This window comes from Aliivibrio fischeri ATCC 7744 = JCM 18803 = DSM 507, from assembly GCF_023983475.1.
GTDB classification, from domain to species: domain Bacteria; phylum Pseudomonadota; class Gammaproteobacteria; order Enterobacterales; family Vibrionaceae; genus Aliivibrio; species Aliivibrio fischeri.
The window spans coordinates 938,177-955,500 of sequence record NZ_CP092712.1; the positions used below are offsets into that span (position 1 = coordinate 938,177).

A 17,324-nucleotide genomic window follows, 5' to 3' on the forward strand; every position below is an offset into this window, starting at 1 on the left:
GACATCATGAAAAGACAAGTATTAGTGACAGGCGCCAGTAAAGGCATTGGTCGCGCAATTTCAGAGCAACTAGCAAAGGATGGCTTTTATATTGTTGTTCATTATATGAGTGATAAAGCTGGCGCAGAGACAACGTTAGCAGCAATTCAAGAGCACGGTGGTGAAGGGCGCTTAATTCAGTTTGATATTAGTGACCGTCCACAATGTAAAGAGGCACTTGAGAGCGATATCGAAACTCATGGTGCATATTATGGTGTGGTAAGTAATGCCGGCATTACTCGTGATACCGCTTTCCCTGCGATGACAGAAGAAGAGTGGGATGGCGTAATTCACACCAATTTAGACAGTTTTTATAATGTACTTCACCCTTGTGTTATGCCGATGGTTCAAAAGCGAAAAGGCGGTCGAATTGTGACGCTTGCATCGGTGTCAGGCATCATGGGTAACCGCGGTCAAACGAACTACAGCGCAGCAAAAGCAGGCGTCATTGGTGCAACCAAATCTCTTGCTTTAGAGCTAGCAAAACGAAAAATTACAGTAAACTGTGTTGCACCTGGCTTAATTGATACAGGCATGGTTGATGAGCATGTAAAAGAGCACGCATTGCCACAAGTACCACTTCGTAGAATGGGTGAGCCAGAAGAAGTCGCAGGTTTAGTAAGTTACTTAATGTCAGATGTTGCGGGTTATGTGACTCGCCAAGTAATTTCAATTAATGGTGGTCTAGTATGAGTCGTCGCGTAGTTGTAACCGGTATGTCAGGTGTTACCGCTTTAGGTAGTGATTGGAACACCGTAGGCGAAAACCTACGTAAATGTGAAAATGCCACTCAATACATGCCAAGCTTTGAAGTCTATGACGGCCTTAATACGAAGCTAGCAGCACCTATTGATGACTTCACGCTACCAAAACATTATACCCGTAAGAAAATTCGCTCTATGGGACGTGTTTCTTTGTTATCTACCGTTGCTTCAGAGCAAGCCTTAGAGCAAAGTGGTCTTATTGGAAATGACATCTTAACCAATGGTCAAACCGGCATTGCCTTTGGTTCCTCAACTGGTTCTACCGATGCCGTTGGTGCCTTTGGTGTGATGCTGAATGAGAAATCAACTCGCGCTATTACGGCAACAACCTATGTGCAAATGATGCCACATACCGCAGCGGTTAACGTCGGTTTATTCTTTGGTTTACGTGGTCGAGTTATTCCAACCAGTAGCGCATGTACCTCAGGAAGCCAAGCCATAGGTTACGCTTATGAAGCGATCAAACACGGTTATCAAACGGCAATGGTTGCAGGTGGTGCTGAAGAGTTATGTCCAACAGAATCAGCGGTATTTGATACTTTATTTGCAACAAGTTTAAAAAATGATGCGCCAAAAACATCCCCAAGTCCATATGACCAAGATCGTGATGGTCTTGTTATTGGTGAAGGTGCTGGTGCCTTAGTTCTTGAAGAATATGAACACGCTAAAGCTCGTGGCGCAACGATTTACGCAGAGCTAGTTGGTTTTGCAAGTAACTGTGATGCAGCCCATGTAACACAACCACAAATGGAAACCATGCAACTGTGTATGGAAATGTCATTAAAAGATGCCAACTTAGCGCCAGAGAAAATTGGTTATGTTTCAGCGCACGGTACCGCGACAGAACGTGGTGATATCGCAGAAAGTACAGCAACAGAGAACGTATTTGGCTCATCGATGCCAATCAGTTCATTGAAGTCTTATTTTGGTCATACATTAGGCGCATGTGGTGCGATTGAAGCGTGGCTATCCATTGAGATGATGCGTAACAATTGGTTTAGCCCAACATTGAACTTAAATAATGTAGATGAGCGTTGCGGTAAGTTAGATTACATTACAGGCACTGGTCGTGAAATTGAGTGTGATTACATCATGAGTAACAACTTTGCTTTTGGTGGTATTAATACATCACTTATCTTTAAGCGTTGGACTGAAGAGTAGCGCTGCCTAAATAACAAATAATAAAAAACCGGTGAAGAAATTCACCGGTTTTTTTGTGTCTTTAAAAAGCAAAGCTAAATTAGTTTACCCAGTCACGTAGTGTGAAAGTTAGCTCGTGCTCTTGGCCTTTAAGGATAAGACCTTCTTTAGTTAGTGTAATGTCACTCCAAGTAGATAGAGTGCTAGACACAGCTTGTTCTGTAGTCATCACATCACCCATACACATTTTCATTGTCATTCCCATTTTCTCAATGCGGAATTGACCTTCTTCATTTAGCTCAGCTTGGCCAAAGAAGTTGTTACAGCCAGCATTACCATTTGCTGTCATCTTTTCGCCGATTTCAAGACGTGGAGCTTCCATTTTTTCTGGAGTAGTGATGTCTTTACCATCAACTTGAGTTAACTGCCAGTTGTGGTGTTGAAGCATGTCTGCAGAGATTTGTGCGTCAGTGTTGTTATCACCATTGCTTGCACAAGCAGCCATTAATACAGGAAGAGATACAGCAACTAATAATTTTTTCATTTTAACTCCTAGAGAGATTTATTAGGAACTACCTAATATTCAATTCATTTTAGTATAAAAATTTAAAAATGCCTAATGTCAAAAGTACGTAAAAAACGGTGTTCAATTAGTTTGTGTTTTAAAAATAAGAATGCGATATGAGCAGGATTTCAATTATATTTAAGATGAATAGGTAGAAGGTAGGGGAGGAAAAGGAAAAAACAAAGTACCAGATAGATTAAAGCCCCGATACTGGTAATATCAGGGCTTTAAAGGGTTTGTTATTTCAATTGGTAAGAAAGAAATAGCAATAATGCAAAAGAGTAAAACAGACTCGAATTAGATGCGGATGAAGTCCATGTGCTCAACTTTAGGCTTAAACGCGTGACGTTGAACGTCTTGCGGTTTAACCTTAACAACAGCGCCATCGATTACTAGCTCAATTGCTTCGTAAAATGCTGGCTTGTCCATTTGGTTGATCACTGCGTCATGGTCTAGTGCGATAGAAACTGGCGCTTCTGTACCACCATAAACGATTGCTGGGAATTGGCCAGCGTGACGAAGGCGGCGGCTCGCACCCTTACCTTGTTCAGTACGTACTACTGCTTCAAATTTCATAGTCTTTACTCTCAAATAGTAAAATAAATAAATGCCGTTAAGCTTAGCGACCTAACTTAACAGACTTTTCGTTTCGAAAAACGAGCGCGGATAATAGCATTCACTCGGTTAACTCACAACCTATTTTCGTGAATTTACCAAGAGAATTTGCTAATCTGGCTCTTAAAAACCGATACTATCAAATCAAACGGAGTTGATATGAAAAAAATAGCGATATTGGGTCTATTTTCTTGTTCTTTAATGGCCAATGACTTTTCTGGCGAGATAGAGCAGCGACAAAATAATTTTCAGCACTTAGATGCAACCGCCGATCAATTGGATTACGCGTTTGATAATGAAGTGGTGGATTGGGATAGAATTATACCATTAGCTAAGAGCGCCTATTTAACGGTACAAGAGCAAAAAACACTGTTTCCAGAAGGCAGTGCAGATAACAGCCGAGCAAGAACCAAAATTTGGCAACAAAAGCCAGAGTTTGAAGAAAAGTTCACGGTACTTGCAGAGCAGTTTCAATTATTAGATAAAGCGGCGAAAAATAAAGATGAACAAGCAGCAAGGGAAGCACTCAGTGGCGCTTATTCTCAATGCCGCTCATGTCATATGAGTTATCGTTCTCTATGGTAAGCGTGTTTTAAAAACGTCTACTCTTCAAATATTTTGTCGCGAATGGACCAAAACTTACCTTGTTTACGAGCAATCACAAAGCTAGGTGGACGAAAACGGTGTTGGTTATTCGCGATTTTTGTTGCCGCAGTTTCTTCAAATGGACGATGTCTATCAACAAGATGCGGACGAACAAAACTCTTTAAGAATAGCTCTTTCTGCTTTTTGGTGGCTAATTGCCACACTTCATGAATTTCAGAATCATCATCCCCAAAATAGGTGACTTTTATTTGTGGTTTATTAAATTGGTTTTTTCCTGCGGTTAATGTCAGGTCGATACAATTTAAGATCCGTGCATCTTTTAGTTTTAGGGCTTCTTTCAGCTTCTTATCTGGGTCAACTAAAATGGCATCGCATTCATGGCATACACGAGCTGCTATATCATTATCAGCGCCGCATTCATTACAATATTTAGCTCTAAAACGATAACCGCACTCTTCACGTGTGCCTTCATCATCTTCAAAATAACCTTGGCAGCGACGGCCAAAATGCTCAAGTAAAAAGCCGTTACTGTCTAACTTACCCCAGAAATTATTATTAAAGCCGCAAGCTGGGCAGGGGATAGTAATGATTTCACTGCTGCTATCGGGTTTAGGGTCGCCAACTTCTGGCTGATATAAATCATAACAGTTGCCTGCATAATCTAAGACCGTACACTCGATTTTACCTTCAGCAAGACGAAGTCCACGACCGACAATTTGTTGGTATAAACTCACTGATTCTGTTGGACGCAAAATTGCGATCAAATCAACATGAGGCGCATCAAAGCCGGTTGTTAATACCGACACATTCACTAAAAATTTCGTTTCTTGGTTTTTAAACCGTTGAATGATGGCATCACGATCAGCCAATTTAATATCACCAATAACCAATTCAGACTCGGTTGGTGGCAATAAAGAAAGGATCTCTTGAGCATGACGAACGGTAGCAGCAAAGATCATCACGCCTTTTCTGTCTTTAGCGTATTCCACAATTTGCTGAACAATTTGTGGGGTCGCACGTTTGGATTCTTCAATCACCAAATCCAACTCTGACTCTTTGTATTTGCCCGTAGAAGCCGGTTTTAACTGTGAGAAGTCATAACTTAATACCGGCGCATCTAAGAGTTTGGCTGGCGTTAAGAATCCTTCATCTAATAGATATTGAATAGGGAGTTCAAAAATACAATCACGGAAAAAGCGAGGCGTATCGGTTTTTACCTGCCCACGAGTGTGATACTGATAAATCCAACCAATCCCTAAACGGTAAGGGGTCGCGGTTAAACCAAGCACCTTGATACCTGAATTTTGAGTTTGTAAGTGCTCAATAACTTTGCGGTAACTGGTGTCTTTGTTATCTGGCACACGGTGGCACTCATCAATAACCAATAACGAAAATTGATCTTTAAATTCATCAAGATTACGAACCACAGATTGCACAGAGGCGAACACCACTTGTTTATCGGTTTCTTTTCTTCCTAAGCCTGCAGAGAAAATAGCACCTTCTAGACCATAACCTTCATATTTCGCATGGTTTTGTTCAACAAGCTCTTTAACGTGAGCAAGTACCAACACACGACCTTTCGCTATTCGTGCTAGTTCTGCAATCACCAAACTTTTCCCTGCACCTGTAGGCAGTACAAGTACCGCCGGCGTCGTATGTTTTCGGAAATAATGGATAACCGCTTTAACAGAATCTTGTTGGTAAGGTCGTAACGTATACATGGATATATAAACAGTAGTTAAGGCAAAAAGGCATCATATCAGAATATATAAGATTACTCTTTGTTTTCTTGCTAAGATTAAAACCGTTCTTATATATTGCATTGGTTATTCAACATTAACAAAGGAAGTTTATTAAATGTCAGTGCTTAAACGCATTCATGTCACTCTATTTTTTGTCGCTATTCTTGCTGGGTGTGGTTCGCTTCCTAATGAGGTTGAACACACTAATGAATCAGTATCAGCACCATTAAGCAGCACACTTTCTGAGTTAAGTTCCGCTTACCAACCTCAACCATCAACATCAGAAACCAGTGCAGTGTTGCTGCAAGATTCTGGTTGGGATGCATTAGCGCAACGTTTGGCATTAATTGAGACAGCAGAGCACAGCATTGATATTCAATATTATATTTGGAACTCAGATGCCTCGGGTCATTACCTTGCAAGTCGTCTATTAGCGGCAGCAGATCGTGGTGTTAAAGTGCGTGTCATGTTGGATGATATCAATCTCAATGAACGTGAAGATCTACTTGTTGCGTTAAACGCGCATCCTCACGTTGAGATCCGAGTATTTAACCCCATTCCCACTCGTCGTGGCGTCACAAAGTGGGTGAACTTCTTAGGGGATTTTTCTCGTTTAAATCGTCGTATGCACAATAAATCATTCACTGTAGATGGCGTGTTTTCTATTGTTGGTGGACGTAATATTGGTGATGAGTATTTTGATCTTTCTAATGAGATTAATTTTCGTGACCGTGATGTGTTAGTTCGAGGGGCCGTTGTTCGTGATATACAAACCAGTTTTATCGAGTATTGGGACAGCCGTTGGTCTTACCCTGTGGATTTATTAGCAAAAGAAGCTTCGCAAGAACCACTCTTACAAAAACAACCAGTGTTAGATGAGATTGATGCACCTGTTTATAAAAACTACCCAGCGTTACCAGAGGGAAATAAAACAGCGCATCAATACTTAACTAATCTAATGGATAAAATGACTTGGGTTAATGCTAAGTTCGTATTTGATCGCCCAGTACCGCTTGATAAAGACAATACCGATGAGCCAAAAGAGACCGCAAAAGCACTCGGAAAATTAGCCAGTGAATCGAAGAAAGAGATCTTATTAGAATCAGCGTACCTTATTTTTGATGATAACCAACTTAAAGGATGGCAAGCGCTGATCAATACAGGCGTTGAGATAAAAGCACTTACCAACTCAATGGCATCGAATGATTTAACCACTAATCACTCAGGTTACGCAGGTCGCCGTAAAGACATGCTTGAGCACGGCATCCAACTTTATGAATTAAAGCCAGAAACCGCTCTGTGTGAAGAGTCGACCAAAGACGTTTCTAAATGCGCACCAACATTACCTTATGGACTTCATGCCAAGTCCGCTGTTTTTGATGACAAAATCGCAAGTATTGGCTCTTTTAACTTCAATTTGCGTTCAACGTACTTGAATACAGAATCGATTTTAATTATTGAAAATCAAAAAATCGCAGAGCAACTCACTCAAGATATCGAACACGCTATGGATGAAGAAAACAGTTGGCACCTAAAACTGCAAGAGGGTGATGTTCGTTGGTATTCCGGAGATAAAAGTTGGGAAGATGAACCAGAAACTGGCCGTTGGGAGCGCTTTCAATCTGGATTCTTACAGTTATTACCAATAGAAAAGTACTTGTGATTTAGTTTTGGAGTAGGGAGCTTGTGGTAACTTCTTGTGATATTACCACAAACCCTAACGTTCGATATTTACATCATAAATAGATGTTAGAATGACATTCGTCCGCCGACAGTCCAGCTATATTCTGTTTCTGTCATACCATAATAAGTATCATGAGGGGCGAAAGCAGAGATTTTGGCATACGGATAGATGTGCCATACAGGACGCATTGTTCCGATTGAGAATTCCAACTCACTTGCTTGTCCTTGGTTGAAATCAAGCATATCCGATCTGTCTTCTGCATAATGGAATTCATACTTACTCGTAATATAAGTATGTTGAAAGTATTTGGCAGCAGAAACATAACCTGAATATTTATTTGCGTTATCAACAGTAATCCACGTAAATCCATTGCGGACAAACTCAGTTGTCACGCCTATTTTTGTCGAGTACCCATCAAAAAATCGAGCTGCTGAGAGATCTACAAAGTGAGTTTTTGTTTTTACACCATCAATGCCAGCTATTTCAGACATTAACCAATCGTCTTTTAAGCCGTATTCATAATAAGAAGCGAGCTTCCAATTTTGATTAACAAATTGATGATAACCAATACCTAAGCCAACCCAGTTATCGTTATCTCCACCTATGTATAAATAGGTGTTTTTAGTTACTGCGGCGGTAACGCCAACCTCTACGACATCCTTTTCAATTGATAAATCAATTCCAGCAATAGCTGAACCACAGAGCATCATTGCGCTGCAAGTCATTGAAATGGTCTTCATTTTGTAACCTAGAAAGGTGCTCCTAGTACGTAACTAGGAGCGAGGAAGGATTAGTTTAAGCGAGAGCGGATCGAATCACGGATAGAATTACGATCAATATTTTGGTCAGTATTTTCCATTAGAGGACGTAATCCACCTTGAACTGTATCACGACCAATGATGATTGATTCACCATCAATAACGATACCAAAATCGCCTTCATACTTACCTTGGCGAATAATGCTTACATAATGCTCATTGCCGTCTTTATCTTGAATCATCATAGATTGACCATGCCAATTCACACTCGTGATTGTGAACACATTGCCGTTAGCATCCGTAATGGTGTTACCAGAGATGGTGTAGCTTGCTTCAGGGCCATTATCAATTGGTGGCATTTCAGGACCACTCCATACAGGAGGTAATCTATCTGGAGTACTCGTTCCAGTATCTATTCCCCAATCAGGTGTGTTATCGATATCAGGAACAGATGGTGTTGGAAGACCAAAATCAGGATCAGCAAGTCCCCAATCAGGTGTATCACCAACATCTAAACCCCATTCAGGAGAGTTATCAATATCAGGAATAACAGGGGTTTGCGGGTTTGTTTGCCCTGAACCACTAGAGTCACTTGAAGAAGAACAACCAGACAACAATAAAGCACCTGATACTACAACGGCTAAAAGAGATTTATTCATAATGTATCACCTAAAGTCTTATCAAAATTTACTGACGCTTAAATTGGTCAGTGTAGAAAATATCACCCTTTCCTTTGGCGCAATGACAGAGACTTTGTGGGCACATCAACAACCTAGTACCACTGAACAAAAATCAAAACCACGCTATTTGCAAATCCATGCGAGTTATTTGTTGAGAGAGATTATGGTAATTCGAGGAGGGGATATCTAATGATGATTGCTTTAGATAGTTATAAGCTTAGCTTATTATTAACTTGTTAATTATGCCTATCAATAACTTATTAGAAGAAAAAAGACTATTTTTAACGGTCAAAAATTAAAAATGAAGGAAATGCGAAATGAATAAAGCATCAAAATAGTTAAAGAAAAACACTGATAAACGATACAATAGGTGAGTTGCAAGATGGCAGCATAAAAGACTCATTCACATAAAACCGTAAAGTAGCCCTATATGCCTAAAGATTTTAGTGTCACCACAGAATACGTTCTCGACAAGACCTTCTTTGCAGAATGTTATGATCAAACTAGTCAGCCGATTACCTTTCCAAAAGCCTATTTAAAAGGAATACTCTTTTTTCTTTTTGGTCTGGCGCTATTAAAACTTGAGTTATTGCCTAATGGTTACATTGGTTGGTTCTTTATTGCGTTAAGTATTATTGAGGCGTTCAGTATTTATTTTAAGAGAACGTGGTGGCTATGGCGACAATCCATCAGCTCGCTCTCTGGCAGTAAAGTCGTGTTTCAGGTTGATGCAAATGGGGTGAGTTATAAAAGTCTTAAAAACACCAAAAACTCCCGCACTATCGCTTGGAGTGACATCGACCAAGTTGAACAGAGTGATTTAGGGCTTATTTTCCATATTGGAAAACAGCGCCAATATGTCAGTAAATCGTGCTTAAATGAGGAAGAAATCTCCTTTATTTTAGAGCAGCACGAAACATCAAAAGCAAAGTAATCTAAGCCGCATTTTACTGCGGCTTTTTAGTACCTATCTAACTCTCGAATCCTAAATATTACAGCCATTAAAATTGATTTTGATTCGCTGTGATGCGAATAATACCTCTAATCACATCATATTTTGATTTGAATAGATGAGTTATTCGCATCATTAAATGATTTGAATAATTGTGCTATTCGCATCATACTGTGATTAGATTAAGCTAAATTGGATCAGAGGAAGGCATTATGTGGATATGGCAGCAAGATAAATGGCCTCACTTTTATTGGAATGAACAAGTTATTGAACCGTTATTAAGGTCGGTAAGATTCAATCAAGGGATCTTGATAGGGAAGATGACGAGTCAAGACCAAGAAAAAACCATGCTTGATACATTACTCGCCAATATTGTCCACTCAAGCGCAATTGAAGGTGAAACGTTAAATGCGTTTTCGGTGCGTTCTTCATTAGCCAATAAATTAGGGTTAAGTGAAGAAAGACCTTTTCCAACTACAGAGCAGACTGATGGCCTTGCCGAGATCATGCTTGATGCGGTAGAAAACTTAGATACTCTTTTAACGCTCGATCGTATTTTACACTGGCATGATCGCTTATTTCCTCAAGGTTACACCATGTTTAACCCTGTGGTGGGGGGGCAATTGCGTGGCGATGCACCTATGCAAGTGGTATCTGGCCGCATTGATCGTCCTGTGGTTCATTTTGAAGCGCCAAGCCGAGATATTCTTGATGCTGAATTGAATCAGTTTATTGATTGGTTCAACACATCAAAAAGCGATGCTTCGTTAGATCCTCTATTAAGAGCGGCAATAACGCATTTGTGGTTTGTGACGCTTCATCCGCTTGATGATGGTAATGGAAGAATCACTCGTCTACTTACGGATCTCGCATTAGCTCAAGCAGAACAACAATCAGTTCGATTCTATGCCATGTCGGTTGGTATCTTGGCGAATCGCAAAAGCTATTATGAGATTTTAGAGCAAACCCAAAAAGAGGAGTTAGATATTACCGCTTGGCTACAATGGTTTTTTGAAACTCTTGATAGCACGTTTTCAGAAGTTTTTAACGAGATAGATAGAACGGTTTTTAAAACCAACTTTTGGCGCAAGGTTGATCAAACTAAGCTGACAGAAGAGCAAGTCAAAGTGCTTAACCGAATGTTAGATGGAGATTTTGAAGATGGCATTAACACTTCTCAATATCATAAAGTAGCCAAGGTAAGTAAGCCCACTGCGACTCGGCATTTAGCAATGTTAGTTGAACTTGGTTGTTTGGTTAAAACAGGGGCTGGTGGTCGTAGCACTCGTTATGTTTTGGGGGAGTAGGAGGTTTGCTCTGACTCATTTCGGCCCCATTTCTTCTTTCAGGCGATTAACTACCCACTTCACCAAAGTGTTATTTTGTAATACCAGTAACCTGTTTACGTATGTGGGGTCACATCAAATCACCAATTCTTATAGGAATGAGCCAGTGTTCAGATAGTGATCTTACATAAATCTAAAAACATAAGGTTCACAATACCTGCTCACCCTATTTCACTTGTATAATTGTGATTGGTATAATATTCCTCGTCTATACCAAGTAAGGTCCTTCAATGATTTCGGTTCGAGTATTAAAAGCAAAAAACGGTGATTGCATCCTGCTATCTTGGGTTCATAATGGAACTAAGCGAAACATTCTTGTTGATGGTGGTAAGCCCTCTGTATACAAAACAGTCGCACAGAAAGGTGAGCTTTATAAAGCACTCAAGAAACTTAGAGACAACGGTGAGCGTGTAGATAAGCTGATCCTAACTCATGTTGATGATGATCATATTGGTGGACTTATCAAAGGGTTTGAAACTGGAGAGTTGCTTACCGATTTGTGTGACAACATATGGTTTAACTCAGGAAGGTTGATTAAGCGAGATTTTAACGTCGAAAGTATTCCGAGTAATGAATTAAGTCTTGAGAGAAAGAACAGCAAAGATGGGGAAACAAGTGTAAAGCAAGGAGTTACGTTAGAAGAACGTATAACAGAACTCGGTATATGGGACGAGGAATTGATTGTTTCTGGACATTCAATTGAGTTTTATGGTGCGAAAATTACTGTGTTGTCTCCTACATTAGAAAAGCTGTCAAGGTTACTACATAAGTGGGAAAAAGAAGCTCCTAGAAGTGTAACATCAGCGTCTGCAAAAGATTATAAATCCGGTATTGATGAGTTGACTAAAGATGATGTTTTTGAGGGAGATACATCTATTCATAACGGAAGTTCAATAGCTTTTATCTTTGAATATATGTCGAAAAACATTTTGCTTCTAGGAGATGCGCATGACGATGTTATCTGTGATTCTTTGTCAGAGATGGTCAGTAGCAAAGGGAATAAAGGCTCTGATGAAAAAAAGCTAAAAATTGACTGTGTTAAACTTTCGCATCATGGAAGTAAATATAATACAAGCTATGATTTTTTGCGCCTGATCGAGTGTAAGAATTTCATAATATCTACAGATGGTAGCTTACATGGCTTACCGAATAAATTAACACTAGCAAGAATAATTAAAACAATAGATAAGCCTAGCTTGATATTTAATTACCCACAACTTATCAAGAAAATCTTTACTAAAGAAGAGCTAGAAACGCTAGCAGGCTCAGGTGTTGTAATTAAAAGTTGTGAAGATCACTTAAATGTATGAATTAGCATTACAAGCAATTAAGAATTCCACTGTAAAGGTTATGGAAGGAAGTGGCGTAATAATTTGCCCATTCACTGATGAATACTCCTATATTTTTACTGCAAAACATGTGATTAATGAGATAGATATTGACGATATTCATATTGAAAGTGTGAATGGTCTTGATATCAGAGTCTTAGATAAACTAGAACATAATGACATTGATCTTGCCATTCTAAAGGTATCTAAAGTAGCTGAAGGTATACATTTTTATGAGAGCAATTACAAAAACTTCAGTCAGAATTTGAAGCTTTATGGATATCCGGAGCAAAATAGACATCAAGAAAAAGTCATAGATCAATTAGGTTCATACAACTGCGAGCTTCATGATATAGGCGATGAGAAATATATTTTTTTGTTAGATGGTATTGCGCCAATTGATGATGTCGAAGGTTTTTCGGGAGGTGGTATCTTCTCGATTGATCGAGAAACAGGGAGCTTTAGTATTTTGGCTATTGAGATTGGTATGAGAACTCCTGAGTCTTCAAACAGTCAAGTAGATGCTATAAAGATTGATAGATACATCCAAATCCTCAATAAAAATAACTGGCAATTAGTGATACCAAGTTATCTTCGAAACTTTGAAATATATAGAAATATAATTTTCGAAGATGTTGATTTAGAGAATGATGAAAGCCTAGATGGAATTAAAGGATTTTTACGTACCATATTAGAAGAATATGGGGTAACTAACTCGTTGACGATTAATCCAAACTCAATTTTAGAAAAGTTCGAGAATAAGATATTAACGTATGAACAAAAGAAGAATGATTTGTACAATAGATGCTTATGGAGGGGGTTCTTAGAATTCTTATCGATATACCTATCTCTAAACCCGCCGTTAGACTCCGATTCTTGCAATGAAAACTATTTGGATGAGTTGTTTGTAAAATTTAGATTTGTCTTTGACCATAAGAACGTTAATTTTAAAAAACTATTTAGAACATATATTTTAGAAACTGACTTTGGTCCGCTAAATGAATTGTCAAAAATACTAATCTTCTCGCCACGAAGCGCTAGTGTAGGAAACCCTATATTAGACAAAAAAGTTTCTAAAATGACGTTAACTGACATATCTAGTTCAATTGGTAGTCAGAAGCATAGGATAGAAGTTGTAAACCGGAACCGTAACATAAGAAATGACATATTACATTGGCCATCAGTCAATGACAAATGCCTGTCCGATAATGAAGATGATTATAGTCGTTACACCGTATTTGATAGCGAACAAGTGAAAGAGAGTTTAAGTAATAGTTATGGGGAGTTTTTAGCTGATGAAGAATGATATATCTTTCGAAGAAAATCATAGTTTTTCGGATTTAGTACCAGATTACGATATAAGAAAATTTGTTTTGTCTTGTAATATGACTACGTCAGCTATAGTAAATGCATTTTGTTTAGTGTTCGAAAAAGAAAGTGATTTAAAAGAACAGTGGGAAGATATCGCAGATGTTTTAAATTATGAATACCTAAGTACCAATGAAACCACTGAGTTTGAAAGGTGGAACAATTACTTGATATTTGTAATTACAAGTGAAGTATCCCTAGAAACAAAATATGAAATTGAGAATGATAAATTTTACATGCGTAAACTAGTTATAGAGCTTTCAACTGAAAGTGAAGAGATGTTAAAGGAAAAAACTATAGCATTTTTAAATAATAGGTTGCTTCTTCGAAATTTTGATTTGTCGAACAATAGTTCTAATAATGATAAATGGAAAGAATTATTGGGAAAATACTCAAAGTCAATTACTAACGAGAACATTACGTTTGGTCGAGATAGAATTTCAAAAGATGCTAGGGTTGATTGGATAAATAAAATGTTAGGTCAATAATAATGAAGTTAAAAAAAGTTGAAATACAAGCATTTAAGTCCTATTTACAAAAAGAGGATGGCACCTTTGATTTTACTAGTAGTGATAGTGAAAACCCTGCTAACTTCATTTCTCTGTTTGCACCTAATGGATTTGGGAAAACATCGTTCTTTGACGCGATAGATTTTGCTATAACTAAAAAAATAACAAGATATGTTCGTAGTGATAAGCTATCAAAGTTAAACCTTGAGGAGTGTAGACAGCATAATGCTCAAGGAGAAAAACAGTTAGTAATAAGAAATAAGAATGCACCGCTAAATTTAAAGACATTAGTGAGTGTTTTTACAGACAGAAGTGAAAGACCATTTATATCTTCATATAAAAATAGTCAGAGAAATAGCTCAGATCTTAGAATTCAATCCAAGAGTAATATCAATAATTATTTTGAATCGTCAATGCTTTACCAAGAGTCTATAGATGCATTTTTGCGAGAAACAAACTCTGAAGACAGATTTTTAAAGTTCTCAGAGATTGATGATGAGTTAGTTGAAATCAATCGCGTAAGGACGTCTATTCTATCTGTTAAGTCTGAAATTTCAAACAAGGAAGAACAGCTTGTTGCTGAGAAGCTGAAATTAGAAAAAGAAGAAAAAGCACAACTGGAAATTCTCAATAATGTAGATGAAGTTAACCGAATTATTAGCGAGTTAAATAAATCTAATATAAATATAAGTCTGCCGTTAATATCAGCCCCTTACAGTGAAAATAGTCACTTAGCACTTTCATCTCGAATGAAAGAGTTACACAATAGCTTCGAAAAAAAATCGAATATTGATAAAGAAAAAGTATTAAATTTTGAGTCGCAATTATCAAAAATTGAACTTGCTATATCTATGTATCAGCAATATCTCTCATTTAAAGAAGAGAGAGAAAAAATTATACTTCTAAATGGTGATATAAGTAAGTTAGATGGGGTGATTCAAACGAAGACTAAATTAGATAATGATATTAAAGATGCAGAAAGTGCACGCAGTGATTTAATTCAAACCTGCGAAGATGCAACAAAATTCACGGAAGAGTATTTACAAAAAATTAACATTGAGCGAGAGCTTAAGGAGCATGAAAAGATCTTAAGCTCTAGGTCGGAAAGGCTTGATAATAATAAGAAGAAATTATCTAAAATAATATCGGAAAGAGTTGCACTAGAAAAAAATTTAAGTGAAATAAAATCAAAAAAATCTCAGATAAATGATACATATATTAAACTTAATAAGCTCATTAAGGCCGAGAGAGATTCCAAATTAAAGTCTGAACTTTTGAATAAGGAATTTGACACTTATATTGAAAAAATAAAGTCAATTAAAGAAGAAGTTGACGAAATTAAATATTTCAAAATTAATGATGTGCACAAGTTGGTAGCAAAGGAAAATATTTTACAGGAAGGTAAGGATTTACTTCGTGAGATAAGTAATGTATATCAAAATCTAGAAGATGAAATTTCAATTATTGATAGAGATATTAATTACAAGTACCAGAAACTCAATGAAGTTAGAAAACAAAATTCGGATATTCTGACTTTAATTGAAAAAGCTAGTGTTCTAATTTCAGAAACTCAGCAAAGTCACTGTCCTCTTTGCGATAGACCTAACGATAGCTATGAAGAATTGTTAGCTAGGATTAGTAATAACTCAGCTCTCTCAGAGTTAGAGAAGTCTTTAGTCGTCGACTTTAACAAGCTCAATGATGATAAATCAAAGTTAGAGAAAAGTTTGAACTCTTCACTTGAATCGTTTAAAAAGTTTATTTCTAGTTATATCGTATCAGCAAAGAAAGAAATAGATTTTCTGGATGAAAATAAGGCTAAAAAAGAGATTGAAATTATAAATTATAAAGAGGAGCTTTCTAAAAGCAAACAAGAATTGGACATCCTGAACACTTCCGTTATGTATATGTCAAAAGAAGAGTTCAACCTCCATCTAGATGGCAGAAGGTCTGCATTAATACAGCGTATTGATGAGCTATCCACTAGTGCAGAAGTGCTGAAAAAAGAAATTGAAGATGAAAATGTGAGCGTAGATGACATAAATAGATTGCAAGATATAGAAAACAGACTTTCAGTATCCAATGCAAAACTATCTAGTTATGTAAAGCTTAACGAATTCATTACTAACTCAAGATTGGAACAGAGCTCATCTATAGCTGAGATTACAGAGTTAGCGATAAGTTTGATTATCGAGCTTGATGCTAAGCTAGCGAAGTACATAGCTGAAAAAAGTAAGTTATTGGATGCGGAGAAAAAAATTGTTCTTCATGTCGAAAAAAGCCCTTATGGTAAATTAGAGCGAAGAGAAAGAGGTGATAAAATCCATGTTTTACAAGAAGAGATGGATGTAATTATAAAGACTATTCCATGGTTTTTTAATATTCTGAATGATTATGATTCAACTAGAAATGAAGACTTGACTTCCTTCGTCAGGTTAAGAATTGAAAATATGATCAATGATATTTCTTTGAAGGATATTAAGAATCAGAATATGTTGGCGTTAGTGTCAACGGTTAAAGATATTTCTAAAGAGTTGATCGGTTATTCAGATATCACAGAAATCCAATCAAAATTATGTGGAATAGGTTGTAAATTAAAAAAGCTATACAGTATTTCTATTGAGCTAGAGAATGATTCTCTATCTTTAGGAAAGGAAATTAGTTCGAGAGTTGACGCTTTCTTTAATACGGATTTAATTAATAAAATATATCAAAGTATTGATCCCCATCCAGAATATAAGGAAATTATTTTCACCTGTACGGCAGAAGATAAACCAAAATTATTAGTGTCTGCTCGAAGTACAAAAAGCAACCAACTTATGTCTCCAACATTAAGTTTTAGTTCGGCACAAATCAATGTACTAGCGCTAAGTATTTTTCTTGCTAGAGCGATAAATGCTAAAGATGACGAAGGGAATGATGTAGATTGTATCTTAATTGACGATCCAGTTCAGTCCATAGACGCTATAAACACACTAGGGCTGATTGATACTCTTCGGATGATTAGTGTTAAGTTTAATAAGCAGATTATTCTTACAACGCATGACGAAAACTTCCATGAGCTGTTAAAGAAAAAAATTCCACAAGATAGCTTTTCGTCTAAATTTCTCAGACTTAAATCTTTTGGTAAAGTTAGTCAAGATAGTTCTATTGAAGGATATTGATTAATATAACGTATGAGCGGTCAAAAATACTGCTCATTTCATAATATAGTGGTCAAATGTAATC

General features: G+C 37.3%; 15 protein-coding genes. 10 read left to right on the top strand and 5 right to left on the bottom strand.

Annotation, left to right across the window (positions count from 1 at the left end; all coding sequences use genetic code 11):
• The first annotated feature begins 6 nt into the window (after window positions 1-6).
• Entirely contained in the window at window positions 7-732 is a 726-nt protein-coding gene (locus tag AVFI_RS04475) for a 3-ketoacyl-ACP reductase FabG2 (protein ID WP_054775288.1), read from the top strand.
• Window positions 729-1,964, top strand: coding sequence for a beta-ketoacyl-ACP synthase (locus AVFI_RS04480; protein WP_054775289.1), 1,236 nt, complete (start codon window positions 729-731; stop codon window positions 1,962-1,964). The genes AVFI_RS04475 and AVFI_RS04480 overlap by 4 nt, the downstream gene beginning before the upstream one ends.
• A 79-nt stretch (window positions 1,965-2,043) precedes the next feature.
• Here AVFI_RS04480 and AVFI_RS04485 read toward each other — a convergent pair whose 3' ends face one another.
• Together AVFI_RS04485 and rplY are read right to left on the bottom strand one after the other, a co-directional pair.
• Window positions 2,044-2,487: an META domain-containing protein gene (locus AVFI_RS04485; RefSeq protein ID WP_188863389.1), complete on the bottom strand. Its 444-nt coding sequence runs from the start codon at window positions 2,485-2,487 to the stop codon at window positions 2,044-2,046.
• Between the two features lie 318 nt (window positions 2,488-2,805).
• A complete protein-coding gene (gene rplY / locus AVFI_RS04490) occupies window positions 2,806-3,084 on the bottom strand; it encodes a 50S ribosomal protein L25 (protein ID WP_005418367.1) in 279 nt (92 codons plus the stop codon).
• 198 nt (window positions 3,085-3,282) lie between these two features.
• On the opposite strand from rplY, the gene AVFI_RS04495 reads away from it, so the two are divergent.
• Window positions 3,283-3,708, top strand: coding sequence for a cytochrome c (locus AVFI_RS04495; protein WP_054775290.1), 426 nt, complete (start codon window positions 3,283-3,285; stop codon window positions 3,706-3,708).
• Window positions 3,709-3,725: 17 nt separating this feature from the next.
• On the opposite strand, the gene AVFI_RS04500 is transcribed toward AVFI_RS04495, so the two are convergent.
• Window positions 3,726-5,450 (bottom strand): DEAD/DEAH box helicase, encoded by a 1,725-nt coding sequence (locus AVFI_RS04500; protein ID WP_188863388.1) that lies wholly within the window; start codon window positions 5,448-5,450, stop codon window positions 3,726-3,728.
• Window positions 5,451-5,586: 136 nt separating this feature from the next.
• Here AVFI_RS04500 and AVFI_RS04505 point away from each other — a divergent pair, with 136 nt between their 5' ends.
• Window positions 5,587-7,134 carry a phospholipase D family protein gene (locus AVFI_RS04505; RefSeq protein WP_188863387.1) on the top strand — a complete coding sequence of 516 codons (1,548 nt, stop codon included), beginning with the start codon at window positions 5,587-5,589 and terminating at the stop codon, window positions 7,132-7,134.
• 86 nt (window positions 7,135-7,220) lie between these two features.
• Here AVFI_RS04505 and AVFI_RS04510 read toward each other — a convergent pair whose 3' ends face one another.
• Together AVFI_RS04510 and AVFI_RS04515 are read right to left on the bottom strand one after the other, a co-directional pair.
• The gene (locus tag AVFI_RS04510) at window positions 7,221-7,895 is read right to left on the bottom strand and encodes a hypothetical protein (protein WP_054775291.1); all 675 of its coding nucleotides are present in this window, start codon (window positions 7,893-7,895) and stop codon (window positions 7,221-7,223) included.
• 50 nt (window positions 7,896-7,945) lie between these two features.
• Window positions 7,946-8,572 carry a hypothetical protein gene (locus tag AVFI_RS04515; protein ID WP_054775292.1) on the bottom strand — a complete coding sequence of 209 codons (627 nt, stop codon included), beginning with the start codon at window positions 8,570-8,572 and terminating at the stop codon, window positions 7,946-7,948.
• Window positions 8,573-9,023: 451 nt separating this feature from the next.
• Between AVFI_RS04515 and AVFI_RS04520 the strand changes: the two genes are divergently transcribed.
• From AVFI_RS04520 to AVFI_RS04545, 6 genes are all read left to right on the top strand, one after another.
• Window positions 9,024-9,527 carry a YcxB family protein gene (locus AVFI_RS04520; RefSeq protein WP_065597755.1) on the top strand — a complete coding sequence of 168 codons (504 nt, stop codon included), beginning with the start codon at window positions 9,024-9,026 and terminating at the stop codon, window positions 9,525-9,527.
• A gap of 230 nt (window positions 9,528-9,757) precedes the next feature.
• The gene (locus tag AVFI_RS04525; protein ID WP_188863386.1) at window positions 9,758-10,852 is read left to right on the top strand and encodes a Fic family protein; all 1,095 of its coding nucleotides are present in this window, start codon (window positions 9,758-9,760) and stop codon (window positions 10,850-10,852) included.
• 269 nt (window positions 10,853-11,121) lie between these two features.
• Window positions 11,122-12,201 (top strand): ComEC/Rec2 family competence protein, encoded by a 1,080-nt coding sequence (locus AVFI_RS04530; RefSeq protein ID WP_188863385.1) that lies wholly within the window; start codon window positions 11,122-11,124, stop codon window positions 12,199-12,201.
• Window positions 12,194-13,525: an ABC-three component system protein gene (locus AVFI_RS04535; protein WP_188863384.1), complete on the top strand. Its 1,332-nt coding sequence runs from the start codon at window positions 12,194-12,196 to the stop codon at window positions 13,523-13,525. Before AVFI_RS04530 ends, AVFI_RS04535 begins: the two co-directional genes overlap by 8 nt.
• Window positions 13,515-14,075, top strand: coding sequence for an ABC-three component system middle component 1 (locus AVFI_RS04540; RefSeq protein ID WP_188863383.1), 561 nt, complete (start codon window positions 13,515-13,517; stop codon window positions 14,073-14,075). Before AVFI_RS04535 ends, AVFI_RS04540 begins: the two co-directional genes overlap by 11 nt.
• Window positions 14,076-14,077: 2 nt before the next feature.
• Window positions 14,078-17,260: a sbcc family protein gene (locus tag AVFI_RS04545; protein WP_188863382.1), complete on the top strand. Its 3,183-nt coding sequence runs from the start codon at window positions 14,078-14,080 to the stop codon at window positions 17,258-17,260.
• Window positions 17,261-17,324: the final 64 nt, after the last annotated feature.